The sequence below is a fragment of the Rhizobacter sp. LjRoot28 genome (genome assembly GCF_964253025.1).
Lineage (GTDB): Bacteria > Pseudomonadota > Gammaproteobacteria > Burkholderiales > Burkholderiaceae_C > Rhizobacter.
The window spans coordinates 2766198-2790797 of the sequence record NZ_CAXUQC020000001.1 but is presented as its reverse complement, the minus strand read 5'-3'; the positions used below and the strand labels follow the sequence as shown (position 1 = coordinate 2790797).

General features: G+C 69.8%; 25 protein-coding genes. 6 read left to right on the top strand and 19 right to left on the bottom strand.

All coding sequences use genetic code 11. From position 1 onward, the window contains the following. Nucleotides 1-3: 3 nt before the first annotated feature. Together ACSQ2F_RS12750 and ACSQ2F_RS12745 are read right to left on the bottom strand one after the other, a co-directional pair. Nucleotides 4-690 carry a Bax inhibitor-1 family protein gene (locus ACSQ2F_RS12750; protein ID WP_436023313.1) on the bottom strand — a complete coding sequence of 229 codons (687 nt, stop codon included), beginning with the start codon at nucleotides 688-690 and terminating at the stop codon, nucleotides 4-6. A 104-nt stretch (nucleotides 691-794) separates the two neighbouring features. Beyond that, nucleotides 795-1541: a TerC family protein gene (locus ACSQ2F_RS12745; RefSeq protein WP_436023311.1), complete on the bottom strand. Its 747-nt coding sequence runs from the start codon at nucleotides 1539-1541 to the stop codon at nucleotides 795-797. Between the two features lie 111 nt (nucleotides 1542-1652). Between ACSQ2F_RS12745 and nhaR the strand changes: the two genes are divergently transcribed. Continuing rightward, on the top strand, nucleotides 1653-2549 hold the full coding sequence (gene nhaR, locus ACSQ2F_RS12740) for a transcriptional activator NhaR (RefSeq protein WP_436023309.1): 897 nt from the start codon (nucleotides 1653-1655) through the stop codon (nucleotides 2547-2549). A 43-nt stretch (nucleotides 2550-2592) separates the two neighbouring features. On the opposite strand, the gene ACSQ2F_RS12735 is transcribed toward nhaR, so the two are convergent. Continuing rightward, a complete protein-coding gene (locus ACSQ2F_RS12735) occupies nucleotides 2593-4359 on the bottom strand; it encodes a diguanylate cyclase domain-containing protein (RefSeq protein WP_436023307.1) in 1767 nt (588 codons plus the stop codon). A gap of 97 nt (nucleotides 4360-4456) precedes the next feature. Further along, a complete protein-coding gene (locus ACSQ2F_RS12730) occupies nucleotides 4457-5569 on the bottom strand; it encodes a lipocalin-like domain-containing protein (protein WP_436023305.1) in 1113 nt (370 codons plus the stop codon). 6 nt (nucleotides 5570-5575) lie between these two features. Between ACSQ2F_RS12730 and ACSQ2F_RS12725 the strand changes: the two genes are divergently transcribed. Beyond that, entirely contained in the window at nucleotides 5576-8410 is a 2835-nt protein-coding gene (locus ACSQ2F_RS12725) for a DEAD/DEAH box helicase (protein ID WP_436023303.1), read from the top strand. Between the two features lie 80 nt (nucleotides 8411-8490). On the opposite strand, the gene ACSQ2F_RS12720 is transcribed toward ACSQ2F_RS12725, so the two are convergent. Next, nucleotides 8491-9492: a hypothetical protein gene (locus ACSQ2F_RS12720; protein ID WP_436023301.1), complete on the bottom strand. Its 1002-nt coding sequence runs from the start codon at nucleotides 9490-9492 to the stop codon at nucleotides 8491-8493. 116 nt (nucleotides 9493-9608) lie between these two features. Between ACSQ2F_RS12720 and ACSQ2F_RS12715 the strand changes: the two genes are divergently transcribed. Further along, nucleotides 9609-10724, top strand: a complete 1116-nt coding sequence (locus tag ACSQ2F_RS12715; RefSeq protein WP_436023299.1) for an HPP family protein — start codon at nucleotides 9609-9611, stop codon at nucleotides 10722-10724. A 169-nt stretch (nucleotides 10725-10893) separates the two neighbouring features. On the opposite strand, the gene ACSQ2F_RS12710 is transcribed toward ACSQ2F_RS12715, so the two are convergent. From ACSQ2F_RS12710 to ACSQ2F_RS12695, 4 genes are all read right to left on the bottom strand, one after another. Then, nucleotides 10894-11442, bottom strand: a complete 549-nt coding sequence (locus tag ACSQ2F_RS12710) for a DUF3617 family protein (RefSeq protein WP_436023297.1) — start codon at nucleotides 11440-11442, stop codon at nucleotides 10894-10896. Between the two features lie 143 nt (nucleotides 11443-11585). Continuing rightward, on the bottom strand, nucleotides 11586-12584 hold the full coding sequence (locus ACSQ2F_RS12705; RefSeq protein WP_436023295.1) for an extracellular catalytic domain type 1 short-chain-length polyhydroxyalkanoate depolymerase: 999 nt from the start codon (nucleotides 12582-12584) through the stop codon (nucleotides 11586-11588). A gap of 94 nt (nucleotides 12585-12678) precedes the next feature. Beyond that, entirely contained in the window at nucleotides 12679-13140 is a 462-nt protein-coding gene (locus ACSQ2F_RS12700; RefSeq protein ID WP_436023293.1) for a CHRD domain-containing protein, read from the bottom strand. Nucleotides 13141-13470: 330 nt separating this feature from the next. Continuing rightward, nucleotides 13471-13656: a CsbD family protein gene (locus ACSQ2F_RS12695; RefSeq protein WP_436023291.1), complete on the bottom strand. Its 186-nt coding sequence runs from the start codon at nucleotides 13654-13656 to the stop codon at nucleotides 13471-13473. A gap of 138 nt (nucleotides 13657-13794) precedes the next feature. Here ACSQ2F_RS12695 and ACSQ2F_RS12690 point away from each other — a divergent pair, with 138 nt between their 5' ends. Then, entirely contained in the window at nucleotides 13795-14211 is a 417-nt protein-coding gene (locus ACSQ2F_RS12690; protein WP_436023289.1) for an SH3 domain-containing protein, read from the top strand. A gap of 25 nt (nucleotides 14212-14236) precedes the next feature. Here ACSQ2F_RS12690 and ACSQ2F_RS12685 read toward each other — a convergent pair whose 3' ends face one another. Genes ACSQ2F_RS12685 through ACSQ2F_RS12675 form a run of 3 tightly spaced genes read right to left on the bottom strand, consistent with a single transcriptional unit; the run spans nucleotide 14237 to nucleotide 16023 of the window. Beyond that, nucleotides 14237-14848, bottom strand: a complete 612-nt coding sequence (locus ACSQ2F_RS12685) for a DUF1415 domain-containing protein (RefSeq protein ID WP_436023286.1) — start codon at nucleotides 14846-14848, stop codon at nucleotides 14237-14239. 9 nt (nucleotides 14849-14857) lie between these two features. Then, nucleotides 14858-15382: a DUF1993 domain-containing protein gene (locus tag ACSQ2F_RS12680; protein ID WP_436023284.1), complete on the bottom strand. Its 525-nt coding sequence runs from the start codon at nucleotides 15380-15382 to the stop codon at nucleotides 14858-14860. 2 nt (nucleotides 15383-15384) lie between these two features. Further along, complete coding sequence (locus tag ACSQ2F_RS12675) at nucleotides 15385-16023, bottom strand: LysE family translocator (protein WP_436023282.1); 639 nt, start codon at nucleotides 16021-16023, stop codon at nucleotides 15385-15387. Between the two features lie 112 nt (nucleotides 16024-16135). On the opposite strand from ACSQ2F_RS12675, the gene ACSQ2F_RS12670 reads away from it, so the two are divergent. Beyond that, nucleotides 16136-16633 (top strand): YgjP-like metallopeptidase domain-containing protein, encoded by a 498-nt coding sequence (locus ACSQ2F_RS12670; RefSeq protein ID WP_436026810.1) that lies wholly within the window; start codon nucleotides 16136-16138, stop codon nucleotides 16631-16633. Between the two features lie 42 nt (nucleotides 16634-16675). Here the strand turns inward: ACSQ2F_RS12670 and ACSQ2F_RS12665 are convergent, their stop codons facing one another. The 7 genes from ACSQ2F_RS12665 to ACSQ2F_RS12635 form a co-directional block, all read right to left on the bottom strand. Continuing rightward, nucleotides 16676-17992 (bottom strand): type II toxin-antitoxin system HipA family toxin, encoded by a 1317-nt coding sequence (locus ACSQ2F_RS12665; RefSeq protein WP_436023280.1) that lies wholly within the window; start codon nucleotides 17990-17992, stop codon nucleotides 16676-16678. Nucleotide 17993: 1 nt separating this feature from the next. Further along, nucleotides 17994-18386, bottom strand: a complete 393-nt coding sequence (locus ACSQ2F_RS12660) for an XRE family transcriptional regulator (RefSeq protein ID WP_436023278.1) — start codon at nucleotides 18384-18386, stop codon at nucleotides 17994-17996. A gap of 149 nt (nucleotides 18387-18535) precedes the next feature. Continuing rightward, a complete protein-coding gene (locus ACSQ2F_RS12655) occupies nucleotides 18536-19159 on the bottom strand; it encodes an HD domain-containing protein (protein WP_436023276.1) in 624 nt (207 codons plus the stop codon). Then, entirely contained in the window at nucleotides 19156-21642 is a 2487-nt protein-coding gene (locus tag ACSQ2F_RS12650; RefSeq protein WP_436023272.1) for an ABC transporter permease, read from the bottom strand. The genes ACSQ2F_RS12655 and ACSQ2F_RS12650 overlap by 4 nt, the downstream gene beginning before the upstream one ends. Nucleotides 21643-21645: 3 nt before the next feature. After that, nucleotides 21646-22308 carry an ABC transporter ATP-binding protein gene (locus ACSQ2F_RS12645; protein ID WP_436023269.1) on the bottom strand — a complete coding sequence of 221 codons (663 nt, stop codon included), beginning with the start codon at nucleotides 22306-22308 and terminating at the stop codon, nucleotides 21646-21648. After that, a complete protein-coding gene (miaA, locus tag ACSQ2F_RS12640; protein WP_436023268.1) occupies nucleotides 22305-23261 on the bottom strand; it encodes a tRNA (adenosine(37)-N6)-dimethylallyltransferase MiaA in 957 nt (318 codons plus the stop codon). Before miaA ends, ACSQ2F_RS12645 begins: the two co-directional genes overlap by 4 nt. 93 nt (nucleotides 23262-23354) lie before the next feature. Further along, nucleotides 23355-23534: a hypothetical protein gene (locus ACSQ2F_RS12635; RefSeq protein ID WP_436023267.1), complete on the bottom strand. Its 180-nt coding sequence runs from the start codon at nucleotides 23532-23534 to the stop codon at nucleotides 23355-23357. A gap of 184 nt (nucleotides 23535-23718) precedes the next feature. Between ACSQ2F_RS12635 and phnC the strand changes: the two genes are divergently transcribed. Continuing rightward, on the top strand, nucleotides 23719-24576 hold the full coding sequence (gene phnC, locus ACSQ2F_RS12630; protein WP_436023266.1) for a phosphonate ABC transporter ATP-binding protein: 858 nt from the start codon (nucleotides 23719-23721) through the stop codon (nucleotides 24574-24576). The last annotated feature ends 24 nt before the right edge of the window (nucleotides 24577-24600 follow it).

Sequence of the window (24600 nt, the reverse complement as noted above, 5' to 3'; positions counted from 1 at the left end):
CGGTTACTCGTCGCGGCCGCCAGCCAGTCCGAACAGCATCAGCAACGACTGGAAGACGTTGTAGAGGCTGAGGTACACACCCAAGGTGGCGCTAATGTAGTTCGTTTCAAGGCCGTCTTGCACTCGCTTGAGGTCGTGCAGGATGAAGGCCGAGAAGATGCCGATCGCCAGCACGGCAATCGTGATCATCAGTGCGCTCGACTGCAGGAAGATGTTCGCGACACCGGCCACCAGCAGCATGATGGCGCCGATGAAGAGCCACTTGCCCATGGCGGTCAGGTCACGCTTGATCACCGACGACAGCGCGGCCATGCCGAAGAAGATGGCGCCCGTGCCGGCAAAGGCCATCATGATCAGGCCGGCGCCGTTGGCCATGCCGAGCACCATGCCGACCATGCGCGACAGCATCAGGCCCATGAAGAACGTGAATGCCAGCAGCACCGGCACGCCGGCGGCCGAGTTCTTCGTGCGCTCGATGGCGAACATGAAGGCGAACGCGCCGCCCAGGAAGACGATGGCGCCGATGCCGCCCGAGAGACCCGAGACGAGACCGGTGGCCAGGCCGATCCAGGCGCCGAGCACCGTCGGCACCATGGACAGCGCGAGCAACCAATAGGTGTTGCGCAGGACGCGGTTGCGGGCTTCGGTGGAAGTGCCGAAACCGTAAGCGGTTTGCAGAGACTGGTTCATGAAGATCCTTTCAGTGAAGGGAAGCGATGAAGCATTCTGAGGCTTCTCAACACTTCGTGTAAATGCGAATTTCCGGTAGCGTCACTTCGAGAAAAGGTGATGTTTCACGCCTTCGCCATCCGCTTGGCACGCGCGCGGATGTTAAGCGACTCCACCGCCAGCGAGAACGCCATCGCCGCGTAGATGTAGCCCTTGGGCATGTGCACCTCGAACGCCTCGGCCGTCAGCGCCATGCCGACCATCACCAGGAAGGCGAGTGCGAGCACCTTGACCGACGGGTGGCGGTCGACGAACTCGCCGATCGGCTTGGCCGCGAACAGCATGACGCCCACGGAGGTGACGACGGCGGCCACCATCACCTCGATCTGGTCGACCATGCCGACGGCGGTGATCACGGAGTCGAGCGAGAACACGATGTCGATGATGGCGATCTGGCCGACGATGCCCCAGAGGAGGCCGCGCTTGGCGCCTTCGCTCACGATGGTGCCGGACTTCGCGTCCGCGTTGTCCTGCTCGCGGGCTTCGACTTCCACGAAGATCTCGTGCGAGGCCTTGTAGAGCAGGAACAGGCCGCCGAGCAGGAGCACGAGGTCACGCCCGCTGATGCCCTGACCCGCGATGCTGAAGAGGTCGTTGGTGAGGCTCATCACCCAGCTGAGCGAGAACAGCAGGCCCAGGCGGGAAAGCATGGCGAAGCCCAGGCCGAGGCGCCGCGCCAGGTCACGTTGTTCGGCAGGCAGGCGCCCGACCAGGATCGAGATGAAGATGATGTTGTCCACGCCGAGAACGATCTCCAGCGCGGTCAGCATTCCGAAGGCGATCCAGACGTTGGGGTCGAGGAGGAAGTCCATGGCAGTTCGAAATCTTGGAAAACCGCGACTGTAGGGGCGGCACACGTTTCGCGTAAATTCGTTCTTTCCGATCGTATAGTCCGAAAAAGCCGAAGCGTCCGAGGCCTGCCGATGAATTTCAAACACCTTCAGTACTTCTGGGCGACCGCCAAGGCGGGAGGCATCGTGCGGGCGGGCGAACAGCTTCACATCAGCCCGCAAACCCTCTCAGGGCAAATCAAGCTCCTGGAGGATCGCCTCGGTTGCAAGCTCTTCCGCAAGAGTGGGCGGCGGCTGGAACTGACGGAGCAAGGGCGGGTCGCGCTCGGCTATGCGGACCAGATCTTTGCCTTGGCCGCCGAAATGGAAACCGCCATCGGCGTGGCTTCCAGCGAGCAGCATGTGGTGGAGTTCCGGGTGGGGATTGCCGATTCGGTGCCCAAGTCCATTGCCTACCGGCTGCTCGAACCCGCGCTTGGCTTGCCCGAGACCGTGCGCCTCATCTGCACCGAGGGCAAGTTCCAGGACCTGCTCGCCCAGATTTCAGTGCACCGGATCGACATCGTGATCGCCGACGAGCCGATGAGCCGCCAACTGAGCGTGAAAGCCTTCAATCACGCACTGGGCACGACGGCGATGAGCTTCTTCGCGGCGCCGGGCCTGATGCGCACGCTCAAGGGCAAATTCCCGGCCAACCTCAACGGCGCGCCGATGCTCATCCAGGGCGCCTCATCCGCCATGCGGCAGCGCCTGGAGCTGTGGCTGACGCAGCATCAGGTGCATCCGCGGGCCATCGGCGAGTTCGACGACGCTGCGCTGATGAAGGCTTTCGGCCGGGAAGGGCGCGGCGTCTTCATGTCGCCGCGGGTGCTGGAGGAGGAAACCTGCGAGCAATACGGCGTGGAGGTGGTGGGGCGCACCGAGGAGCTCGTGGAGGAGTTCTTCGCTATCTCGGTCGAGCGACGCATCACCCACCCCTGCGTCGTTGCGATCACCGAGGCCGCGCGGGGGCGGTTCCTGCGGCTCTGAACGGCGGCCCACGCCGCAGCCAGGCACGCCCACCGGGGGCGTCTCAGGCGCGCAGCCGCGACGCCGCCGATTCGGTGGTGGTCTCGGTCGATGCTGCCGGATCGGTCGGCGCCGGCATGATGCCGGCGTGGTGGCGGAACAAGCCCGGCCCGCTGCGACGGGCCGCCTGCAGCGCCTCGTCGGCGCGCGCCAAGGCGTCGTCGGCCGGCCCCAGCGACGGGCGCCACACGGCGCCGCCCACGCTGGCCGTGACGCGCAGGTTGGTGAGGGTGCGGTAGCTCATGGGGCGCTGGAGCTCATGGAGCACGCGACGGGCGATGTTCCGGGCCAGCGTCGCGCCTTCGCCTTCAGGGCAGCGCAGCATCACGAGGAAGTGGTCACCTTCGAGGCGGAAGACCCAGTCTTCCTCGCGTCCCACGTGGCGCAGGCGGCGTCCCACCTGGGCGAGGACCTGGTCGGCGGCCGCATGGCCGTAGCGTTCATTGACGACCTTGAACTGGTCGAGGTCGATGCTCAGCAGGCAGTATTCCTCGGGTGACGCGGCGGCCGGGGACGGCGTCGTGGCCGTCTCGTCCGGGTCATCGCCGTTTCGTTCATCTTCGATGCCGGGCGACGCCAGGCGCTCGAGCAGTTCGGCGAGCATGGTGCGGTCCCAGAGCCCGGTGAGCGCATCGCGCTGAGCGCTCAGCACCGCAGGGATGGTGCTCGAACCGTCGCGTGGCGGCGCGAAGGTGCGGGCCCGGCCGGTTCCGGAAGGTTGGCTGTCGCTGCGGCGCTGGTGGCGCAGGCCGGTCGAGTGGTTCGTGCCGTCGCCGGGACGGCGCGGCCCCGCAGGCGGTGCCGGCACCAGGTGGCCGGCGGCCCAGCAGACCAGGAGCGCGAACGCCGCACCCGCCCCCAGGGCGATTCCATAAGCCAGGGGCCGGGCCGCCTGCACCGACGTGCTGGCGGCAGCCTGCACATCGCGCGCGACCACGCGCCAGCCGAAGCCGGGGAAGTCGCCGGACGCCCGGCTCCGGGCCACGCTCGTCAACGCCTCTCGGCCATCGTTCCACGTTTCGACGGACCAACGTCCGTCCAGGGCCTCCACGGTCGATGCGGGCAGGCCGGTCGACTCGACGCCCTTCTCGGGTGGCAACAGCAGTTCACCGCGCGCATCCACGACCATGAGCTGCAGGGCACGCGGCGCACCGCGCGGGCGCAGCACCGACTGCCGCAGCAGGTCCGCCCACTGCCAGCTCAAGTGCAAGGCGAGCACGCCCTGCGGCTGGCCGTCCGGCCCGCGGACCGGCGCGGCCACATCGACGAACTTGACGGGCTCGTCGGACGCATGAGGCACCAGACTGGCCAGCAGCTTGGCCTCGTGAACGTCCCCGACCCAGACGGCCTTGATGCCGTTCTGGAACACGGGACGGCTGGCGATCGACTTCCCGACCAGGATGTCATCCGTGGCTGCCACCACCGTGCCCGAGCTGTCCGTGAGTCCGAACCAGGCGAAGACGGGCATGGCTCGGCGGGCGTTCTCGAGCGTGGCTCGAATGTCGTCGGGCGCGTCCATCGCGCGCAATCCGTCGAGCTCCGACAGGGCTTTGACGTCACGCACGCGGTCGGCCATCTCGAGCGACAGGCGCTGGGCCAACTGGCTGACCGTGCCCTGGAGCGCTTCGCCCGCGCTGGCGCGGTCCGTCGCCGAGTGCTGCCGTGCGAGGTATTCGCCGCCTGCCAGCGCGGCCATCGCGATGAGCACGCAGGCTGTCACCCGCACGCGCGTGCGGGCGGGCCACTGGCGGGGGTCACGGGTTGCGCTCATGGTGATTTCAGGCGTATCCCACATTGTGGACTTCGGCCCGGCGAACGGCCCGCGGATAAACGCGGTTTGCCGTGGCCAATTCAACGGAAAGGGCCGCTCACAGCACCAGTCGGCTTGCGTAGCCGGTCATCTCCAGGTAGCCGAGGCCGAGCCGGCGGCCCTGTGCATCGTTCAACTGGCTCAGGCCTTCCCAATACCATGCGCCCGTGCTGCCGCGGCTGTCGAGTTCCTGTGCATCAAGCAGGGTGGCAACATGGAATTGCCCGGCCGGGGTGTCGATCGTCCATTCCACCGGGTAGCGGGCCTGGGAAGCGGGGCTCGTCCAACGCCGGCCCGGCGTGAACACGACCTCGTGCGCGGCGAACGAGCGGGGCGCCTCGCCAGGCGTGCGGATGCTTCCGAGCGCGAACGCGGCACTGCCGTCGGCGCGACGCAACTGCGCGGCGGTCAAGGCGCGTCCGTCGTCCAGGTTCATGCCGATCCAGTCCCAGCCGACCACGCCCGGCTCCATCAGTGCCGTGCTCCATTCATGGTCCAGCCAGGCGCGGCCCGTCACGTTGGTGCGGCGGCCCTGCTGCTCCAAGGTGCCGAGCACGGCCAGCTGCGGCTCGCTGTAGTAGAGGCTGAAGTGGGCGGGGTCGGCGCCCTTGCGCGACCATCCGGCCTCGCCCTGGAGCAGGGGTGGCTGCGTGGTCTCCAGCGTCAGCATCACCTTGAACTCCGGCCCGGCCACCTCGGTGGTGTACCGGCCCCGGTCGACCGGACCTTCGCGCACCAGATGCCAGTCGCGAAGGCGCACATCGGTGCGGCCCTCGGCCGCCGAGGCGATGTCGAACCCGGCCCTCGCCACCCGCTGGGCATGCAGGTGCCGTCCGGCGGCAACGTCCGTCAGCGCCGCATGGCCGAACACGAGCTCGCGGGCAGCGAATCGGCTGGGATGTCCGGCCGCGATGCCCGTGCTCGTGCGGAAGAAGGTCACCTGGAATCCCCAGGTGCGGCCGGCTGCCGCAAGCCAGCCGGTCACGTACCACCACTCCGTGCGTTCGCCGGGGTGGGCACCGAAATCGCCCGGCAGTCGAACCGCCGGGCGGGCTGTCATGGCCTGCGAGAAGCCCCAATTGGGAACGCAAGCCAGCGAAAACATCAGATTGCGCCGATTCAAGCTCAAAAGTGCCTCCGTCCTGCCCGACAATCGAGGGTTGCCGCCCATTTGCTCATGATCGAATTTTCCCTTCCCCCTGACTTTGATTTCGGCCAGCAGTTCGACCGCGTCACCCTGACGCGGGCGATGGCCCTGAACCCCGAACAGGCCGTGCTGTCGATGCACACCCACGGCAGCACGCTGCTCACGCGGATGCAGGGCATCGGCCTTGCCGCCTACGACCAGCGCATCACGCTGCCCGTGGACCGGCTCGGCCTGCGCGTGCAGGGTCACTGCACCTGTCCTGTCGGGCTGAACTGCCCGCACGTGGCGGCCGCGCTCATGGCGTTCGAGGCCCGCGAGATCCGCCGCAAGAAGAACCCGGCGCAGGCGCCCGGCGTGCGGCCCCTGGGCGGCACGCCGCCGCCGCCCCCGCCTCGCGCCGTCGAGCGTCCGGTCGAGAACCTCGGCAGCCTGCCCCTGGTGCCGGTGCTGCGCCTGAGCACGTGCGTCGACGTGGCGTCCGAGGCGCTGCTGCACCATCGCTACGGTTCGAACGCCTCGCGCAACACCACGCTGCGCCAGGCCTCGGCCCAGTTCTTCCTGCGCTACGTGCCGGACACCGGCACCGCCCTCGAGTACCACTACCCCGCCGGCAATGCCGAGCAGACCCTGGCCGAGCGCCCGGATCCTGCGCACCCCGGCGAACGGAGTGTCGTGCGCTTCACCCGCCAGGGCAAGGAAGAGGCCGCGGCGCTGCTGGTGCTGTTCAACGAGCTCGGTTTTCGCCCATGGAGCCTGGCCGCCGGCCTCGCCCACAACCGCCTGACCAAGGTCGGGGCGCGCGCCGCCCACACGGCGCCGCATGCGCTCGAAGGGCAGCCGCTGGTGCTCGTGCCCCAACTGCGCGACCAGTGGCCCATGCTGCTGGCCAAGCAGCTGCCGGAGTTGCAGGCGCGCGGATGGGCCATCGAGCTCGCCGAGGATTTTCCCTACGAGATGCACAACGCCGACGAGTGGGCGGTGGACGTCGAGGAGGCACTCGATGGCAACTGGTTCACCCTCGGACTGAAGGTGACGGTCGAAGGGCAGCCGGTCGACCTGGTGCCGCTGCTGGTGGGCCTCGTGCAGACGGGCTGGCTCAAGCTCGACGCCGCCTTGCGTGACCCCGAGGGCGATGTGCTGGTGCCGTGGCCCGGCAATGAACCCGCCGTGCCGGGCCGGCCGGTGCGCCAGCGCCTGTTGCGCGTGCCGGTCAAGCGCGTTGCACCCCTGATGGACTGGCTGCGCACCGTGTTCGAGTCGAACGGCCGCGAGGCACCGCTGCGCATGTCCCGCTACGACCTGGGCGCGATGGACGACCTGTCCGTCGGTGCCAAGGTCACGGCGCCGACCAGCTTCACGGCGCTCATCGAGCAAGTGCGCGCACTGCGCACCGGCGAAGGCCTGCCGGCCGTGGCGCCGTCGCCTCATGTCAATGCCACGCTGCGCCACTACCAGCAAGACGGCCTGTCGTGGATGGATTTCCTGCGCCGCGCCCAGCTGGGCGGCGTGCTGGCCGACGACATGGGCCTCGGCAAGACGCTGCAGGCCCTCACCCTGATGCAGGGCGAGTTCGATGCCGGTCGCCTCGACCGGCCGTCGCTCGTCATCGTGCCCACCAGCCTGATCGGGAACTGGGCCGCCGAAGCCCACAAGTTCACGCCCAAGCTCAAGGTGCTGGTGCTGCATGGTCCGCAGCGCATGCAGCATTTCGCCAAGATCCCCAACGTGCACCTGGTGATCACGAGCTACCCGCTGGCCGTGCGCGACACCGATACCCTGGCCGCCCAGGAGTGGCACTACCTGATGCTCGACGAGGCGCAGCGCATCAAGAACGCGCGCAGCCAGGCGGCGCTCTCGGTCAAGGGCCTGCGCGCCCGTCATCGCCTTTGCTTGAGCGGCACGCCGCTCGAGAACCACATGGGCGAACTGTGGAGCCTGATCGACTTCGTCTGCCCGGGCCTGCTCGGCAACGAGAAGGAATTCCGCGAGCACTACCGCAACCCGATCGAGAAGCGGCAGGAGTCGGCGCTCGCCGCTCACCTGGCGCGCCGTGTGCGGCCCTTCATCCTGCGGCGCACCAAGCAGCAGGTGGCCAAGGAGCTGCCCGACAAGACCGAAACCCACCTGCGCGTGCAGCTGTCGGGCGCCCAGGCCGACCTGTACGAGACGGTGCGGGCGACGATGGACAGCAAGCTGCGCGAGGCCATCGAGAAGCAGGGCCTGGCTCGCAGCCAGATCATGGTGCTCGATGCACTGCTGAAGCTGCGCCAGGTGTGCTGCGACCCGCGCCTCATCAAGACCGGCGGCGATGCCGCGGTCAAGGTGGCGCCTTCGGCCAAGATGGAGCTGCTGCTCGACCTGCTGCCCACCCTGGTCGAGGATGGCCGGCGCATCCTGCTGTTCTCCCAGTTCACCGAGATGCTGACGCTGATCGAGGCGGAAGTGCAGCGGCTCAAGCTGCCGTACCTGCTGCTCACGGGTGAGACCAAGGACCGCGCGGGCCTCGTCGAGGAATTCCAGACGGGTGACGTGCCGCTCTTCCTCATCAGCTTGAAGGCCGGTGGCGTGGGCTTGAACCTGACGGCGGCCGACACCGTCATCCTCTACGACCCGTGGTGGAACCCCGCCGTGGAGCAGCAGGCCATCGACCGCGCCTACCGCATCGGGCAGGACAAGCCGGTGTTCGTCTACAAGCTGCTGGCCGACGGCACGGTGGAGGACAAGATGCTCGAATTGCAGGCCCGCAAGGCCGGGCTGGCCGACATGCTGCTGTCCGGCGTGGCGAGCGATGCCGCGCTCAATGCGCAGGACTTCGACGAGCTGTTCCGTCCGCTGCCCAAGGCGGGCTCGGTGCAGCCGGGCTGATCACGACCGGCCCGCCGGCGCGGGCCGTCGTTGCGGGACCGTGCGAGGCGCCATGCGGCGCTCGCACGCATCCCCGCGCATCACTGCGTGATGCCGGTTTCCCAGGCGCGACGGATCAGGCGGCCGCAACGCGCCGAGTCGTAGCCGGCGTCCTGGCTGTCCACGCGGGCGATGACGCCGTAGTGCGCCTTGCCGGCCGAGATCCAGGGGTAGAAGCCGAGCGCGCCGCCGCTGCTGAAGGCGTGGTCGCCGTTGACGTCCTCGACCCAGTGGCCGAGGCCGTAGCGCCAGCTTTCGGTGGTCGGAATCGGCGTCGCCAAGGCCGTGGCACACGTCGTGGGATTCGTGCATACCGCCTGGACGCCGAGCAGTTCACCCAGGTAGAGGTCTTCCCGCATCAGCTTGCGCAGGAAGACGGCGTACGAGGCCGCCGTGGTCTGCACGCCACCGGCCAACTGCGGCTGGAGGTAGGCGAGGGCGATGTCGTTGCCCAGCAGGGAGCGCACTTCGCCGGCAAGCGTCGTGTTGTTGTACGCGCCGAGCGCCATCAGCTGATCGGCATGCTGCTGCATGTGCGCACCGCCATAGAAGAACTTCAGGTCGTGGGCCTCGGTGTACTTGCTGTTGGCCGCGTCGGCGGCGCAGGCGCCCACCGTTTCGCCCGCCAGGCAGCGGTCGAAGGTGGTGAAGCCGCTGCGCATCATCAGGTACTCGGCGTCCTCGGCGGTCACCTGGCCGCCGCGGCGCTGGGCGACGTAGGCCGCATAGAGCCACTTGGACGCCGATGCCACCGGCATCGCCGTGGTGGCGGAGTAGGAGACCGTGCTCGTGACAGAGTTCACCGAGCCGCCGGCACGGGCCGCGCTGCGGTCGCCCACCTCCCAGTAGAAGGGGCGGATGAATGCGCAGGCATTGGCGCTGCTCTGCGCAGTGGCGGTGGCGGCCTGGGCGCGGGCGGTGTAGTCGCCGCTGTCTTCATCCGTGTCGCCGGCACCGCCGCAGGCGGCCAGGACGGCGCAGGCAAGGGCGGTCGCCAGCAGGCGCACGGGCCGGCGCAGGGCTTGGGAGTTCGGGAAGGCCAACGGGGTCCTCGGGGGGCAGTTCGTGAGATTCGCGTTGTAGCACTGTCCGGGGCATCCCGTGTTTCCCGCGCGTTAAGCGCTAGGATGCGCGGTTGCTCAAGTTCCGGTCCCGACTCATGCATTCATCGGTCTCCACGTCCTCCGGCCTGCCCTGGTGGAAGGCCTTCTGGCCCGCGCCCCAGGCGGTCGACGCCCGCGAACGCCTGCGCGGCATGGGAGGCGCCGGCATCGGCCTCCTCGTCACCGCCCTGATCTCCCACTTCGCCGGGGCCTCACCGTGGCTCGTGGCCCCGATGGGCGCAAGCGCGGTGCTGGTGTTCGCCGTGCCGGCCAGTCCGCTGGCGCAGCCGTGGGCGGTGGTGGGTGGCAACACCTTGTCGGCCCTGGTGGGCGTGGCCTGCATGCACTGGGGCGGCTCCACCGAATGGGCGGCCGCCCTCGCCGTGGCGCTCGCCATCGGCTTGATGTTCGCCCTGCGCTGCCTGCACCCGCCGGGCGGGGCGTCGGCCCTGCTGATGGTGCTGGCGGGCGTGACGGACCCGGTCTACGTGCTGTTTCCGGTGTTGCTCAATTCGGTGCTGCTGGCGGCGGTCGGGGTGGTCTACAACAACGCCACCGGCCGGCGCTATCCCCACGCGCAGCTTGCCGTGCTGCCGCCCAAGGCCCAGGACGACCTCGATGCCGTGCTGGCCCGCTACAACCAGGTGCTCGACATCAGCCGCGACGATCTGCAGTCCCTTCTGGAGGAAACCCGTTCACAGGCTTACCAGCGCAGGTTGTCGGACGTGCGGTGCAGCGACGTGATGTCGCGCAATCTGGTGACGGTGGAATTCGGCACGCCCCTCGAGGAAGCGTGGGCGCTGCTGCGCGAGCGGCGCATCAAGGCGCTGCCGGTGGTGGACCGGCTGTTTCGCATCGTCGGGATCGTGACCTTGGCCGACTTCATGCGGGCTGCCGAACTGGACTTCCACGAAGGCCTCGGCATGAAGATGCGCCGCCTGGTGCTGGGCAGCGGCCGTACCCACTCGGACAAGCCCGAGGTCGTGGGCCAGATCATGACGCGCACGGTGCGCGTCGCGAGCCAGGACCGCAAACTGGTGGACCTCGTGCCCCTGTTCGGCAGCACGGGTCACCATCACATTCCGATCCTGGGCGAGCGTGAACGCCTGGTCGGAATGATCACGCAATCGGACGTGGTGGCCGCGCTGGTCACGCCGCCACCGGCGTCCTGATCAGGTCAGCCACCAGATCAGCAGGATCACGGGGAGCGGCACGCCCACGGCCATCAACAGCAGCGTCTTCATGGAGCTTCCTTTCAAGGTTGCGACCAGGAAAGGTTAGCCGTCCGCCGTGGGCGCCAGGAGCGGCCGACGCCCCGTGGGACTGTCGGACCGTGCGCCTTCAGGGCGCAGGCCGGCGGATGTGGCCGCAGTCCTCACCCAGCCAGGTGCCCTTCTGCGTCGTGTGCAGGCGATCCGGTCGGCCGTTGACGGTGGTCTCGACGGTGGCCGTCATCTCGTTGGCCGTGGGGCTCACGATGCGGATCTCGCCGGTGCCGCTCGAGGGCGGATCGGTGTCGCACTGGAAGGAGACCTTCATCGTGCTGCCGTCACGCGACACGAGCTTCTGCGTGCAGTCGCCCGCCTGTACCGGAATGTTGCCGCGCTCGAGGTCCGCCGCGCTCAGGCACAGGCGCAGCGTGGTGCTGGTGCCGCCGATGCCCACGCCACGTTCGGCCATCATCTTCTCGATCTGCTGACGCTGCTCGGGGGGCAGCTTGGCGATCTGGGCCTGGGCTTCCGCCATGGCTTTCTCGATCTGGCCGCTGTCGCTGCGGATGGTGGAGACCTGCTCCCACAAACCGGGTTTCAGGGTGCTTTGCGCCTGGGCGGCGCCGAGCATTGACAGGCTCGCCAGGGTGGCGGCCGACAGGAGGTGCAAGGGCTTCATGGTGGTCGGGCGGTGGAACGAAGATTCGATGTTCGCACGGGCGCCGGCGCCCGCAGGCGGTGTGGTCCATCAGGTTGTTGCGCGATGTGACGGCGGCCTCGATCGTTGGACTGAGCGAACGCGACGCTCTGCCACCTACGCTGCTATGGCTTGTCGAACTGCCGCGAGGCGAACGCCCACGCGAGGCGGGAGGCGTCAGGCCCCTTGGCGTCGGTGTAGGCGCTGCGCGCCGCGCCCCCGCTCCACGCGTGCCCGAGGGCATCCACCTCGCACAGCGAAGCCACGGTCTGTCCGCGCAGCTTGTAGTCGGTGACGGTCATCGCGTGCCGTTTCCCGCGCTGCACCTGGCGTGGCGCGGCGGCCCGCGCCCCTGCGGCTTCCGCCCAGAGTCGGGCGGCCGCGCCCGCGTTGTCGGACGACACGATGCGGTCGTTGGCGCCGTGGATCACCAGCAGTGGAGGCCATGGCGCAGCGCCGGGCTCGGGCGTGGCCGCGCTGCGGTGTCCGCGCATCGCGGCAAGTGCGGTCGCGCTCGACGAGGCCATTCCAGGCGGTACGCCCGAGTGCATCACGACGGCCTTGAACCGGGCGGGCTGCTGCGTGGCGAGCAGCGCCGCGAGGCTGGCCCCGGCAGACAGTCCCGCGAGTGCCACCCGTTCCCGGTCGATGGGGTACAGCAGGCACACCTGCTGGACGGCGGCGAGCACGATGCGCGCTTCCGTCTGGGCGCCGCCCGAACGGGTGTCGAACCAGTTCCAGCAGCCGTGGGCGTTGGCGCGCCGGTCCTGCTCGGGATAGAGCACGAAGAAGCCTTCGCGCGCGGCCAGGGCATTCATCCGCGTGCCGACGGCGAAGCTCTTCGCGTCCTGGCCGCAGCCGTGCAGCATCACCATCAGGGGCAGCCGCTCGGTGAACGTGATGCCCGGCGGGCGATACAGCTGGAAGCGGCGCATGCCGCCCGGGACGGTGGCGAGGCCTGCGATCCAGTCGCCCTGCCCGCGCGGAGGCTTGCGTCGGTCCAGTGCTGGCTTGACGGCCGCCTGGACGGCCTTGGTGCTGGCACGCAGGTGTGCACGGGTGAAGGCACCGAGCGTGCGTTGGAGGGCGAGGCCCCAGGGCAGGGCGGCGCGGCGTGGGGCCATGGGTCAGGGCAGCAGAAGGGGTGGCCGTCGCCGAGGGAGGCGGCCTGGAGCGAGCACAGCCATCCGGTCAGTTCGGCCGGACGAGGCTCGCTGTTCAGCGCGTCGGATTGAGTTGCCCGCGAATTTCACCCGACGGATGGGCCGCCGTGTGCAGGTTGATGTACCACTTGCCGGCCATGAGGTCTGCGGTCTGCACCGGGGTGAGCGTCGCTTCGCCTTGCACACTGCCGGTCAGCGGCGGCTTCAGGGGCAAGGCGACTCCGGCATTGATTCCGGCCGTGGCGGGCCCGTGAAAGTGCGCCGCGGTGATGGGGCCGCTCAGTCCGCTGTAGCTGAGCTTCCAGCGCAGCAGCTGGGTTTCCTTGTCGAAGCGTGCTTCCAGCATGCCGGTGCCGGGGGTTTGCACCGGCGGCACCTCCGCCGCGCCGGACAACGTGGCGCTGAAGGTCGGGTCGTTCCCGCCCATGGGATTGACGGCGCAGCCGGTCACCAGGGCGAGGACGCTTGCGGCTGTCGTGGCGGCCAGGGCGTTGCGTACTGCGGCGAGACGGGGCATGAGGATCTCCATCGGGGTGGCAATGGCGTTATGTCATGGAAGCAGACGGCCCATGCCGTACCCGCGTCGAGGGCGGGGCCATCAAAAGCCTGCTGGAGCCGGTGCGCCGGGGTCGCGTACCGGCGATGGCATGCCGCCTGGCCCCAACGGATCGTCGATGGCGGGCGGCGGCGGTGCTTCGGTGGGCGGCGCGGGGGGCGCCACAGGTGGCAGGTCGGGCGTGATCGGATCGGGCGGGATCGAGGAGAGGGATCGCATCGGCATTCCAGGGAAGGGCGAATGACGGCAGGGCGGCCTGCCAAGGCAGGCCGCCCCGTGAATCAAGCGACATCAGATCTTGTCGATCGCGTCCTTGACCTTTTCCTTGGCATCGCCGACGCCGGACTGCACGCGGCCCGCGGTCTTGTCGACCTTGCCTTCGGCCTCCAGGCGGTCATTGCCGACGGCTTTGCCAGCGGTTTCCTTGATGTGGCCCTTGGCCTGTTCAACCCGTCCTTCGACTTGGTCCTTGTTCATGGTGTCCTCCAAAGAGTTGTCAATCGGAACCGGCGTTTGGCCGATATGCTTACTGTGGCGTCAGCCCTCGGTCCGGTATGTCGGTTCGGGCGGCGACGCACCGTAGGACGTGGCGCAGCGTGCGCGCAAGGAGAAGCGATGAGATCGGGTGCCGCCATGACGAGCCTGTGCGCGGGCCTGGCCTGGGGCCTCGCTTTCGCCCTGCCGGCCGAGGATGCCTCGGCACAGAAGGTCTACAGCACCGTTGCACCGGTGCCGGCGCGTGCTCGCGTGGCGATGGACTTGTGGGCAGACCCTGGGTTCACCCGGACCGTGCTGGCCCGGGTGGCACGCGGCAGCCCGCTTCAAGTGCGAGGCTGTGGCGTGCCCGAAGGCTGGTGCGAGGTGGTGCACCAGGGTCGCAGTGCCTGGGCCAGGGCCGAGGGCATCGAGCCTGCCGGCCCGTCCGGCGTGGACACCGGCGTGCCGCCGGCTGCCACGGGACCTGTCGCCCCGAGTGACCCACCCATCGTCATCGTGGTCGAGCCCGGACGGCCGCCGCGCGGCCGACCGTAGGAGCGCCCGCCTGGTCACGTTCGGCTCAGACCACCGGGCCGGGCGAATCTTCCCTGGACGCCGGTGCGGCGGGCGCTTCGGCATCGTGCCGAATCTGCGCCTGCAAGGCGGCCAGTCCCTGCGGGCCCAGCGACGCCATGGTCTGCATGTTCACCTCGTAGATCGCGTCCGCCTCGGGGAAGGTGTCTGTCGCGCGGTCGACGCTTGCCTCGCGCAGCAACTGCAAGGTCGGGTAGGGCGAGCGATTGGTGGCGTTGGTGACGTCGTCGGGCTCGGTGTCGGCGAACTGGTAGGACGGGTGGAAGGTCGCCACCTGCAGCACGCCGGCGTAGCCGAGTTGCTCCACCGCCGCATCGGCCGCGTCGAGGAAATCGTTGAAGTCCTCGAAGTCGTTCAGCACGTGCGGGTGAACGATGACGGTCGTGTCCGTGCGGGCCGGATCGCACTCGGCCAGGTAGTGCAGTTCGCCGCAGAGAGTGTCGAGCAACGCCTGTTCGTCGGCGGCGTCGCTGTAGACATAGCGCACCTGCCCCTTCACCTGCACGGCCTTGGCGAAGGGGCAGAGGTTGAGACCGATCACGGCGCGGTCGACCCAGGCGCGCGTATGCGCCAGAACGAATTCGGGGGTCAGGTCCATGGTGTCGACTCAGCGAGGGGAGGGGTACACATGGTATCCATCGAAGGCGCCCTTGCCCACGGGCACGCCGCGCTGGCGCAGGATGGCATAGGCCATCGAGAGGTGGAAGAAGAAGTTCGGCACGGCGTACTGCAGCAGGAACTCCTCGGCAGGCAGTGACAGGCGGGCTTCGCCGGCGGTGTCCTGCAACTGTTCGGCGGGCGCGGCGAACTCGGCCGAATCGAGCGCCTCGATCAGACCGGTGACATGCACGATGCGCGCGCGCAGGCCCGCAAAGCTGGCCGGGAAGTCGCCGAACGGCGGCACGGGCCGCCCGGTGAGCGGAAAGCAGGTCCGCACGGCGAAGTTGGCCGCGATCTCGACCTGCTTGTCGAAGGGCAGCATGTCGGGCGCCAGCCGGGCCGCCATCAGGTCAGCCTCGGCCGTGGCGGTCCGGGAGGCATGTTGTTCAGCAGCACCCACCAGCAGGGCAAGCCGGCCCAGGTAGCGGCGAAAGACCGGCACCGAGGCGATGTAGAGCGGCGGCTGCACCATGCTCAGGCCTCCCGCGATGCGCGCTTGACGGTGGCGAGCAGCATGGCCGCGCCCACGAAGGCCGCCCCCGAGATGCGGTTGAACAAGCGGGCGCGGCCCCGTTGCACGAGCCAGGGCGCCAGGCGCGCCGCAAAGCTGGCGTAGGTCATGAGCGAGGCCAGCTCGAAGGCGACGAAGGTGGCACCGAGGATCAGGAATTGCGGCAGCTGCGGCCGGGCGGGGTCGAGGAACTGGGGAAAGAACGCGGTGAAGAAAAGCAGCGCTTTCGGGTTGCTGGCCCCGACGAGCAGGCCCTTCACGTACAGCGCACCCGGGCGCGTGCCGGTGCTGCGGGCGGTCGGCAGTTCCAGGCGCGAGGTCGTGTCGCGGAAGGCCGTCACGCCGATGTAGAACAGGTAGCCCACCCCGAACCACTTCACGACGTGGAACAGGCCGTCGGACGCCGCGAGCACCGCGCCGACGCTCAGGGCCGAGCACGCCATGATGCCCACCACCGAGGTGATGCTGCCCAGCGCGGAAAACAGGGTGCGTCGTGCACCGTGGTTCACGCCGTGGGTGACGCACATGAGCACGCTCGGGCCGGGGGTGACGATCAGGACGAGGACGGCAGCTGTATAGAGCAGCCAGGTCTGCAGGGACATGCGAAGGGCTCCGGGTGGGGCGGCGGGAAAGTGCGCCGCCGATGGGTGTGCGACGTGCACGTGGCACGGATCGAATCCTACCTGTGCGAAGGCGCGCTAGCATGATGGCGTGCTGAAGTACCTCACTGCCTATTCCCCCTCGCTGCAGGCGAGCGTCCAGGAGCTGATCGACCAGGGCCGGCTCGCGGCCGTGTTGCGCGATCGGTATGGCGCGCCTCATGAGGTGCGCACGGACGGCGCGCTCTACGACTTCACGCTCGACCTGAAGAACCGCTACCTGCGCAACGCGGCGCCGCTCGCCAAGGTGGCCTACGACAACAAGCTGAAGGTGATCCAGCATGCGTTGGGCACGCACACCACCGTGTCGAGGGTGCAGGGCAATCGGCTCAAGGCCAAGCGGGAGATCCGGGTGGCCAGCCTGTTCAAGCAGACGCCGGCCGAGTTCCTGAAGATGATCGTCGTGCATGAGCTCGCCCACCTGAAGGAACGCGACCACGACAAGGCGTTCTACCAGCTGTGCCTGCACATGGAGCCGCAGTACCACCAGTACGAGTTCGATCTGCGCCTGTACCTGACCCAACTCGACCTGTCTGACGAACCGGTGTTCTGACGCCAGCCCGCTGCGGGGGTGCGACCGGTGGTCCCGGGCCGGTCAGCCGCGTCGGAACGGACCTGGCCGCTTGCGGGGGGTGGGACGGCTGCCATGCGCGGCGGGATCGAAGCCCCGGCGTTCGGCCAGCAGCGTCTCGCCGTCGATGCGCTCGGCGAGCGTCGCGATGTCACGCGGGGTGACGCCGGCCTGCGCGAAGTGCGCCTGCCAGGTGTCGACCACGGCGATGACGTCCGCGATCTCACGCGCGGCCTCGGGCGGCATCAGGCCGAACGCGATGCACTCCGACATGGCGTTGGCCAGGGTCGCGTCCCGTCCCGCCGTGCCGCAGATGAACTCCTGGTAGCCCTGACCGGAGTTGGTCGGCAGGACGTCGTAGGCCGGCGCCAGGCGCAGCCGACCATTGGCCAGCGGGTCGACCACCAGCAGCGAGTGGTTCTTCTCATGATCGTCCGTGTTGTCGACCAGGATGTTGAACACCATGCGGCGAAAGAGCTCGCGAGCGTCCTGCTGGTTCAGTCCGTCCTGGGCCATGCCGACACGGCGGAGGATGCGGGCGAGTTCCGGGTAGCCGAGTTCGGGTTCGGCGCCCGCGGGCGTGGCGGCCCGGATGGCGGTGCCCGCCGAGATCGCGTGAATGCGCCGGCCCGGCAGGCGGTCGAACCGGCGCACGGCGATGGCGTTCGTGCCCTGCAGGCGGACGAGCTGCGTTTCGGCGACGGTGATGCCGGCCTTGGCGGCGAGCGTGAGGGTGGCGTGCTCGATGAGCGGCGAGTCGACGGGTTCGTTGTTGAAGAACTTGATGACCCACTGCTCGCCGTCGATGTCGATCAGCGCCTTGGGCTTGGCGCCACCGAGCGGGCTGCCGCCGCCGGCGATGATGCGGGCCTCGACGGCGGTGATGGGCTCGGCCGCCTCGATCTTGGCCGCCACGTCGCTCAGCTGCTGCGCATCCGCCAGGCGCGGCAAGGGGCCCGCGGCCCGGGGCTCGTAGCGGACAGATGACACCGAGACGCCCAGTGCGCCGAAGCGGTCGTCTCCGGCGTAGTACAGGTACTCCATCAAGGACAGGCGCTTGGGCTTGTCGACGAAGCGGATGACCTTCTCGCCCCAGCGATCGGGCCGTGCGTCGTCCACCGCGCCCACCGCGCGGGCGCCGTCACCCCCCAGGCGGCCCGGGGGCAGGAACTCGGTGTCCACCAGGGGAAGGTCCTCGCTGAGCGGGAAGCCGTGTGCGAGCCACTCCGCGGCGTAGCGCAGCGACACCCCCTTGCCGGAAGCCACCAGCCTGAGCGCGCCCACATGGCGCGGCGCTGCCGGATCGCCCAGGTACCAGAGGGACAACTCGTCCAGGCGCATGTCAGGCCTTCGGCTTGCGCGCGCGGGGCGGCGATGCGCCCTCGCTGCGCAAGCGCGCCTCTGCCGCCACCTGAGCGCGGGCACGGCCGAGCTGCACGGCTTCGCGCACGTCCATCTCGAGGGCACCCTGATCGTGCTCGGGGGCGGCCAGGTGGCGGAGTTCGCCATCGCGTTGCATCAGCCACAGCGCGGTGGCCACGATGCCGATGCTCACGGACGGGTCGCCCGCCTCCAGCCGCTGCAGGGTGGACACCGTGACACCCATGCGTTGGGCCCAGGAACGCAGGGATTCCTTGCGGCGCAGCCGGGCCACGGCCAGGTCGGCGCCGAGTTTCTCAAGGGCAGCCGTGGTGGCGGGGGGCAGTTGAAGGAGTGCCCGAGCGGTCTTTGGCATGCCGATAGAATATTACAAGAAGCGCTGTTTTGTCTCTATATATCATGACAAACACGTTCTGTGCGCGGCGGGCTTGCAACCGAGCCGCGCACCGCCCATGCCCTCGCCGCCCGCCTTTTGGCTCGAGCTGATGACCCGGAACGGCCGCCTCAGCGGCGCAGCCACTGCAACTCGCGGGCAAGATTGCCGCGCGCGGGCGCTTCCCATGCCGCCTGCAAGGCGGGCGTGCGGTAGATGGCGTCACGCTCGAGGAAGCCGCGCAACACGGCGGCACGCCCCTCGAGGTAGCGTTCCTCCGGCACCCAGGCGTACTCGGCGCGGATGGCATCGCGATAGTGATCGTAGGCGTCCGCCGGAGCGCCCAGAATGGCAAGGTCCAGGTCGAGGAACAGCCAGCCGTCGCGATCGCCATCGGCGACCGCGTGGTGTCGGGTCGCCTCCACGAGGCCGGCGACCCGTTCCACGTCGACCCCGAGCCAGCCGATGGACATGAGCTCGAAGCGGGCGATGTCGGCCGACGCGATCTCGTTGTCCTGCAGGCGAGGGTCGTAGACGACGTCGTGGTACCAGATGGCGGCCTCGATGATCTCGGGCCGCTCGGCGAGGTGGCGCCACTCGTGCAGGTGCTTGAGCAGCGACTCCACATGGGAGAGCGTGTGGTAGTGGCGATGCGGCTCGGCCAGGCGAACCTTGAGGTTGTCGATGAGCGGGGAGGGGAGCGGCGGCAAGGTCATGGGCATCGGCATGGGCTCTCGTGCGTCGTGGTCGGTCACCAGTCCTCCTTGACGGCCAAGGCCATCTGGCGGGAGGCGGCGCTGCGGGCGGAAGCCCAGGCGGTCAGTGTGCCAGCCAGCAGCACGGCCAGGCACAGGGCCAGCAGCCGATCCCATGGCAGCAGCAGGTCCATCGTCCAGTGGAAGCTCTGGGGATTCACCACCTTGACCAGCACCACGCTCACCGCGATGCCCAGCAGCAGGCCGAGTGCCGCCCCCACCGCCGTCCACACGCCGCCTTCCATCGCCACCACGGCGAGGATCTGGCGGCGCGTGAGGCCGAGGTGGCTCAGCAGGCCGAACTCCTTGCGCCGGGCCAGCACTTGCGCCGAGCCGCTGGCGGCGATGCCGAAGAGCCCGATGCCGATGGCCACCGCCTGAAGCCAGTACGTGACGGCGAAGCTGCGGTCGAAGATGCGCAGCGAGGTCTGGCGGATTTCACCCGGGGAGGCAAACTCCAGCGGCGCGTCGGGCGGTGCGAGCGAACGCAGCGCCTGCTGCACGGCGGCGGCTTCGGTGCCGGGATGCAGCCACAACGCCAGGTCGCTCGCCCGGCGGTCACCGGTGAGCCGCACGTAGTCGACGGCACGCAACATGACCGCGCCATGCTGGCGGGCATAGTCGCGCCAAACGCCGCGCACGTACACGGTGGCACGCGAACCATCGGGCAGGGGCAGCTCCAGCTGGCGGCCGGGCGCGGCGCCATAGAGGTCCACCATGGCCTCGCTCACGAAGGCTGGCGTCGCACCGTCCGGCAGCCGCAGCAACTCGCCGACGATCGGCAGTTCACGCGCCGGGTCGGACAAGGGGCGGACGACCACGGCCACCGGCGGCTGCCGAGGGTCCAGCGTCACCTGCACCACCTGCTGCGGCTCGGCGCGGCTCACACCTGGGACGGTGGCCGCACCCGTCAACAGGGCGGGCGGCAGGGCCGCGCCATCGACACCGCCGCCGGCGCGCACGTAGAGGTCCGCGGGCAACACGGTATCGAGCCAGGCGGTGACCGCCTCGCGGAAACTCGCCACCATGACCGTCAATGCCACGGCCAGGCTGAGGCTTGCCACCACGCCGGCCACCGCCACCGTGGCCGTGTGGCGCTCATGCCGTGCCCGCTCGACGGCCAGCAGGGCAAGCGGGTGCCGCGGCGCGCGTGTCAGCGAGAGCACCAGTCCCAGGCCCGCAGGCACCCAGGCGATGCCCCCCAGGAGCAGGCAGGCGACCGACGCGTAGGCCGCAAGCGGCACGCCGGCGATCGGCGGCAGCAGCGCCAGGCCCGCACCAGCGGCGATCAACAGGGGGCCGAGCCAGGGGCGCGTGGCCCCGCTGCCGGTGCCGAGGCCTTTCAAGGCCAGCGCGGGGGCCAGTCGCTGCGCCGCGCGCGCGGGCAGCCAGCCGCCCAGGACCGCGGCCACGATGCCGAGCGCGCCGTACGCGAGGGCGGCGGACCCACTGAACTGCAGGCGGGGCGCGACGCCCGGAAAGTAGCCACCGCCGAGGTCACCGGCCAGCCACTTCAACGCCAGGGCGGCGAGGCCGGTGCCGAGCACCAGTCCGAGCAGGCTGCCGACGGCGCCGAGCAGGGCCGACTCCGCCACCACGAGGCCCAGTCGCTCGCGGGCCGTCAGGCCGAGCACGCCGAGCAGGGCGAACTGCCCCTGCCGCTTGGCCACCGAGAGCGACAGGATCGAGAAAACGAGGAAGGCCCCGGTGAAGAGGGCCACCAGAGCGAGCACCGTCAGGTTGACCCGATAGGCGCGCGACACGTTGGAGACCCGCTGTGCCGCTTCATCGGGCGCCGCGGCCCGTACGCCGGCCGGCAGGTCGAGCGCCCTCAGGACGGCCTCACGGTCCGCCCCCGCGACGAGCCGCACGTCGATGCGGCTCAAGCGCCCTAGCCAGCCGAACCGCTCCTGAGCGCCCGCGATGTCCATCACCGCCAGCGGGCCGCCCGGAGCGGTGACGGTGCCGGCCACCGCAAGCGATACGGGCCCGGCCGGGGTCTGGAGCACGACGCGTGCGGGACTGCCCAGCGCCTGGCGAGCCGCTGCGTTGAGGAACACCGCGTCCGGGGCCAGCGTGGCGAGGCGGTCGGCGCCGGCCTCGGGCCGGGGCAGCAGCGCAGGGGACACGGTCGGCGCCACCAGCGCGTCGATGCCCAGCAGCTTCAGGGGAATGCTGCCGCTTGCTCCCTGTGCCCGCGTCTCGACCTCGACCACCGGGCTCGCCACGGCGACCTGCCGGTGCAAAGCGACCCGACCGTACAGGCCTTCCTCGAACCCGCCGCGTTGCGCGCGCAGCTCGAAGTCCGGGTCCCCGTTGACCGAACGCACGGCCGCGCTGAATTCGCTGAGCGCCGAAGCGTTGATGAGGTGCACTGAAAAGGCCAGTGCGACGCCGAGCATCACGGCCAGCAGGGCGGCGAGGTTGCGCCACGGGTGGTGCCGCAGTTCGGGCCAGGAGAGCTGGCGCAGCAGGCCGAGCATGGGTCAGGCCACGAGGCCGGTGGGCGTGAGCGTGAGCACCCGGTCCGCCCGTGCGGCCGCCGTGCGCGAGTGGGTCACCAGCACGCAGGCCGCACCTTGCTCGCGCACCTGGTCCACCAGCACGTCCATGACCCGGGTGGCGGTGGAGGGGTCGAGGTTGCCGGTGGGTTCGTCCGCGAGGATCAGGGCTGGCCGGTGCACCAGCGCGCGGGCGATGGCCACCCGTTGCAGCTGTCCGCCCGACAGGGTTTGCGGCAGCCGCGCGCCCATGTCGCCCAGGCCGACCGCGTCGAGCAGTTCGGCCACGCGCGCGTCGTCAGGGCGCCGCTGCAGCAGCAGGGGCAGCGCCACGTTGTGCGCCACGCTCAGGTGCGGCAGCACGTGGAAGGCCTGGAAGACAAAGCCGAGGTGGGCCCGGCGAAAGAGCGCTTGCTGGGTGTCGTCGAGCGCCGTCACCTCGGTCCCGGCCACGCGCACCTCGCCTGCGTCCACCGCATCCAGGCCCGCCAGGCAGTTCAGGAAGGTCGACTTGCCGACGCCCGACTCGCCGAGGATGGCCACGAACTCGCCGCGCGCCAGGCGCAGGTCCACGCCACTGAAGAGCGGCTGGGCGGGGTAGGCCTTGGCCAGCCCGCGCACTTCGACCAACGCGGTGGCGTCGTTCATCGCACGGTGTCCGCCAGTTGCAGGGCCAGCGCCACGGCCTGCGCCGTGGCGTCGGGCGCATCGCACGCGACGACGTGACGCTGCGGCATGCTGCGCAGCCAGGTGATCTGGCGCTTGGCCAGCTGCCGCGTGGCGGCGGCGCCCCGCTCGCCGAGGCCGTCCAGGTCACCGGTGTCCAGCGCCTCCCAGGCCTGACGGTAGCCCACGCAGCGCATGGACGGCATCTGCGGGTCCAGGTCGCCGCGCCCCTTCAATGCGCGCACTTCATCGAGCAGGCCGTCGCGCAGCATCGCCTCGAAGCGCTCACCGATGCGCCGGTGCAGCCAGGCGCGGTCGGTCGGCTCGAGCGCGATGAGCGGCGGTGTTTCGCCCGCCGGCCGGGTGGTGTGGAAGGACGAGAGCGGTCGGCCGCTGATCCGGTGCACTTCCAGCGCCCGCTGGATGCGCTGGGCATCCGTCGGCGGCAGGCGCGCGGCGGTGACCGGGTCGACCGCGGCCAGCTCGGCATGCAGCGCCGGCCAGCCCCGTGCCGCCGCCTCGGCATCCAGGGCGGCGCGCACGGCGGGATCGGAGGCCGGCATGTCGTCCAGGCCATCGAACAAGGCCTTGAAGTACAGCATGGTCCCGCCCACGAGCAGGGGGAGGGCGCCTCGGCCGCGGATCTCGTCGGCCAGCCGGTGCGCATCGGCCACGAACCGGGCGGCCGAGTAGGCGCCGGTGGGCTCGATGATGTCGATCAGGTGGTGGGGCACCTGGGCCCGCTCGGCGGGCGTCGGCTTGGCGGTGCCGATGTCCATGCCGCGGTAGACCAGGGCGGAGTCGACGCTGATGATCTCGACGGGGCGCCGACCGCACAGGGCATCGGCAATGGCCAGGGCGCAGGCGGTCTTGCCGGAGGCGGTGGGGCCGGCCAGGCACAGCCCCTTGAGCGGAACGCGGGATGCGGAAGTCACGGGCCAAAGCGTATCAGGGCCCGCGCGCCGTCGCCGGCGCGTGGCCGGCCACCCTCGCGGCAAGCCGGCCGATCGCGCAGGTCGCGCGGTGGGTCAGCCCGCGGCGTCGGGTGGGGGCGCGTCGGCCTGCTGCAGGCGCAGCATCAGGCGCATGTACTCGAGCTTCGCGTGCAGGGCGGACATCTCCGCGAGCAGCTCGGCCCACTGGCCGAGGCGGGCGTCGGTCGCTGGCGGACGGGAGGAGGGAATCCCATCGGGTGGGGCGGCATTCATGCTGGCAGTGTGACGACGTTCGAGCCCCCATGTTCCCCGCTCCTGGCGCCGACCGCAACCCCGTGATCGGGCGGCCGGGCCGGTGGGCGTCCCGCCCCGTCATGCGACCGTCACGTGCGATTCACGCCGCGGTCACGAGTCATCTAGATGATTTGACTTGTTGACACTGTCTCCGAGGTCCGCAATGGCTGAACTGGCAATCGAGGTGAAGGGGCTGCGCAAGCACTTTGGCGGCAAGGCTGCCCTGCGGGGCGTGGACCTGCGCGTGCAGCGCGGCGAGATGGTCGCGCTGCTGGGTGCATCCGGGTCGGGCAAGTCGACGCTGCTTCGCCACCTGTGCGGCCTGCACCGCGGCGACGCCGGCAGCCAGTCGGAAGTCCGCGTGCAGGGGCGCGCCCTGCAGCAGGGCGGCCGGCTGTCGCCCGAGGTGCGTGCGCTGCGCGCCGACATCGCCACCATCTTCCAGCAGTTCAACCTCGTCGAGCGCCTTCCCGTGATGACCAACGTGCTGGCCGGCGCCTTGCACCGCCTGCCGATGTGGCGCACGCTGCTGCGGCGCTTTCCCGCCGCGGAGTTGGCGCGGGCGCACGAGGCGCTGCAGCATGTCGGCATCGAAGCCTGCGCCTGGCAGCGCGCCTCCACCCTGTCGGGCGGCCAGCAGCAGCGGGCCGCCATTTCGCGCGCCATGGTCCAGGGCGCGAAGGTGGTGCTGGCCGACGAGCCCATCGCCTCGCTCGACCCGTCCTCCAGCCGCCGGGTGATGGAGCTGCTGGCCTCGGTCAACCGCAGCTCGGGCGCCACCGTGCTGGTGTCGCTTCACCAGGTCGACTACGCCTTCGCCTACTGCCCACGCACCGTGGCGTTGCGTGCGGGGGAAGTGGTCTTCGACGGCCCGACCCACGAACTCACCCTCGACCGGCTGCAGGCGCTCTACGGGGCGCAGGCCGACGAGCTGTTCCCCGAGATGGCACTGCGCCGTCCGGCGGGCCGCACGGAGGCGCCCGCCGGCTCGGCGGCGTTGCCCCTCATGCAGGCCGCCTGAGTACGCCGTTGATGTCGTCGTGAT

Excerpts from the sequence above, each read along its gene's own strand:
- ACSQ2F_RS12725 (WP_436023303.1), top strand. The coding sequence starts at position 5,576 with ATGATCGAATTTTCCCTTCCCCCTGACTTTGATTTCGGCCAGCAGTTC.
- ACSQ2F_RS12705 (WP_436023295.1), bottom strand. The coding sequence starts at position 12,584 with ATGGCCCCACGCCGCGCCGCCCTGCCCTGGGGCCTCGCCCTCCAACGC.
- ACSQ2F_RS12700 (WP_436023293.1), bottom strand. The coding sequence starts at position 13,140 with ATGCCCCGTCTCGCCGCAGTACGCAACGCCCTGGCCGCCACGACAGCC.
- ACSQ2F_RS12695 (WP_436023291.1), bottom strand. The coding sequence starts at position 13,656 with ATGAACAAGGACCAAGTCGAAGGACGGGTTGAACAGGCCAAGGGCCAC.
- ACSQ2F_RS12635 (WP_436023267.1), bottom strand. The coding sequence starts at position 23,534 with ATGAATGCCGCCCCACCCGATGGGATTCCCTCCTCCCGTCCGCCAGCG.
- ACSQ2F_RS12750 (WP_436023313.1), bottom strand. The coding sequence starts at position 690 with ATGAACCAGTCTCTGCAAACCGCTTACGGTTTCGGCACTTCCACCGAA.
- ACSQ2F_RS12645 (WP_436023269.1), bottom strand. The coding sequence starts at position 22,308 with ATGAACGACGCCACCGCGTTGGTCGAAGTGCGCGGGCTGGCCAAGGCC.
- ACSQ2F_RS12730 (WP_436023305.1), bottom strand. The coding sequence starts at position 5,569 with ATGGGCGGCAACCCTCGATTGTCGGGCAGGACGGAGGCACTTTTGAGC.
- ACSQ2F_RS12665 (WP_436023280.1), bottom strand. The coding sequence starts at position 17,992 with ATGCGCCTGGACGAGTTGTCCCTCTGGTACCTGGGCGATCCGGCAGCG.
- ACSQ2F_RS12690 (WP_436023289.1), top strand. The coding sequence starts at position 13,795 with ATGAGATCGGGTGCCGCCATGACGAGCCTGTGCGCGGGCCTGGCCTGG.
- ACSQ2F_RS12680 (WP_436023284.1), bottom strand. The coding sequence starts at position 15,382 with ATGGTGCAGCCGCCGCTCTACATCGCCTCGGTGCCGGTCTTTCGCCGC.
- nhaR (WP_436023309.1), top strand. The coding sequence starts at position 1,653 with ATGAATTTCAAACACCTTCAGTACTTCTGGGCGACCGCCAAGGCGGGA.
- ACSQ2F_RS12685 (WP_436023286.1), bottom strand. The coding sequence starts at position 14,848 with ATGGACCTGACCCCCGAATTCGTTCTGGCGCATACGCGCGCCTGGGTC.
- ACSQ2F_RS12650 (WP_436023272.1), bottom strand. The coding sequence starts at position 21,642 with ATGCTCGGCCTGCTGCGCCAGCTCTCCTGGCCCGAACTGCGGCACCAC.
- ACSQ2F_RS12735 (WP_436023307.1), bottom strand. The coding sequence starts at position 4,359 with ATGAGCGCAACCCGTGACCCCCGCCAGTGGCCCGCCCGCACGCGCGTG.
- ACSQ2F_RS12715 (WP_436023299.1), top strand. The coding sequence starts at position 9,609 with ATGCATTCATCGGTCTCCACGTCCTCCGGCCTGCCCTGGTGGAAGGCC.
- phnC (WP_436023266.1), top strand. The coding sequence starts at position 23,719 with ATGGCTGAACTGGCAATCGAGGTGAAGGGGCTGCGCAAGCACTTTGGC.
- ACSQ2F_RS12660 (WP_436023278.1), bottom strand. The coding sequence starts at position 18,386 with ATGCCAAAGACCGCTCGGGCACTCCTTCAACTGCCCCCCGCCACCACG.
- ACSQ2F_RS12745 (WP_436023311.1), bottom strand. The coding sequence starts at position 1,541 with ATGGACTTCCTCCTCGACCCCAACGTCTGGATCGCCTTCGGAATGCTG.
- ACSQ2F_RS12710 (WP_436023297.1), bottom strand. The coding sequence starts at position 11,442 with ATGAAGCCCTTGCACCTCCTGTCGGCCGCCACCCTGGCGAGCCTGTCA.
- ACSQ2F_RS12675 (WP_436023282.1), bottom strand. The coding sequence starts at position 16,023 with ATGTCCCTGCAGACCTGGCTGCTCTATACAGCTGCCGTCCTCGTCCTG.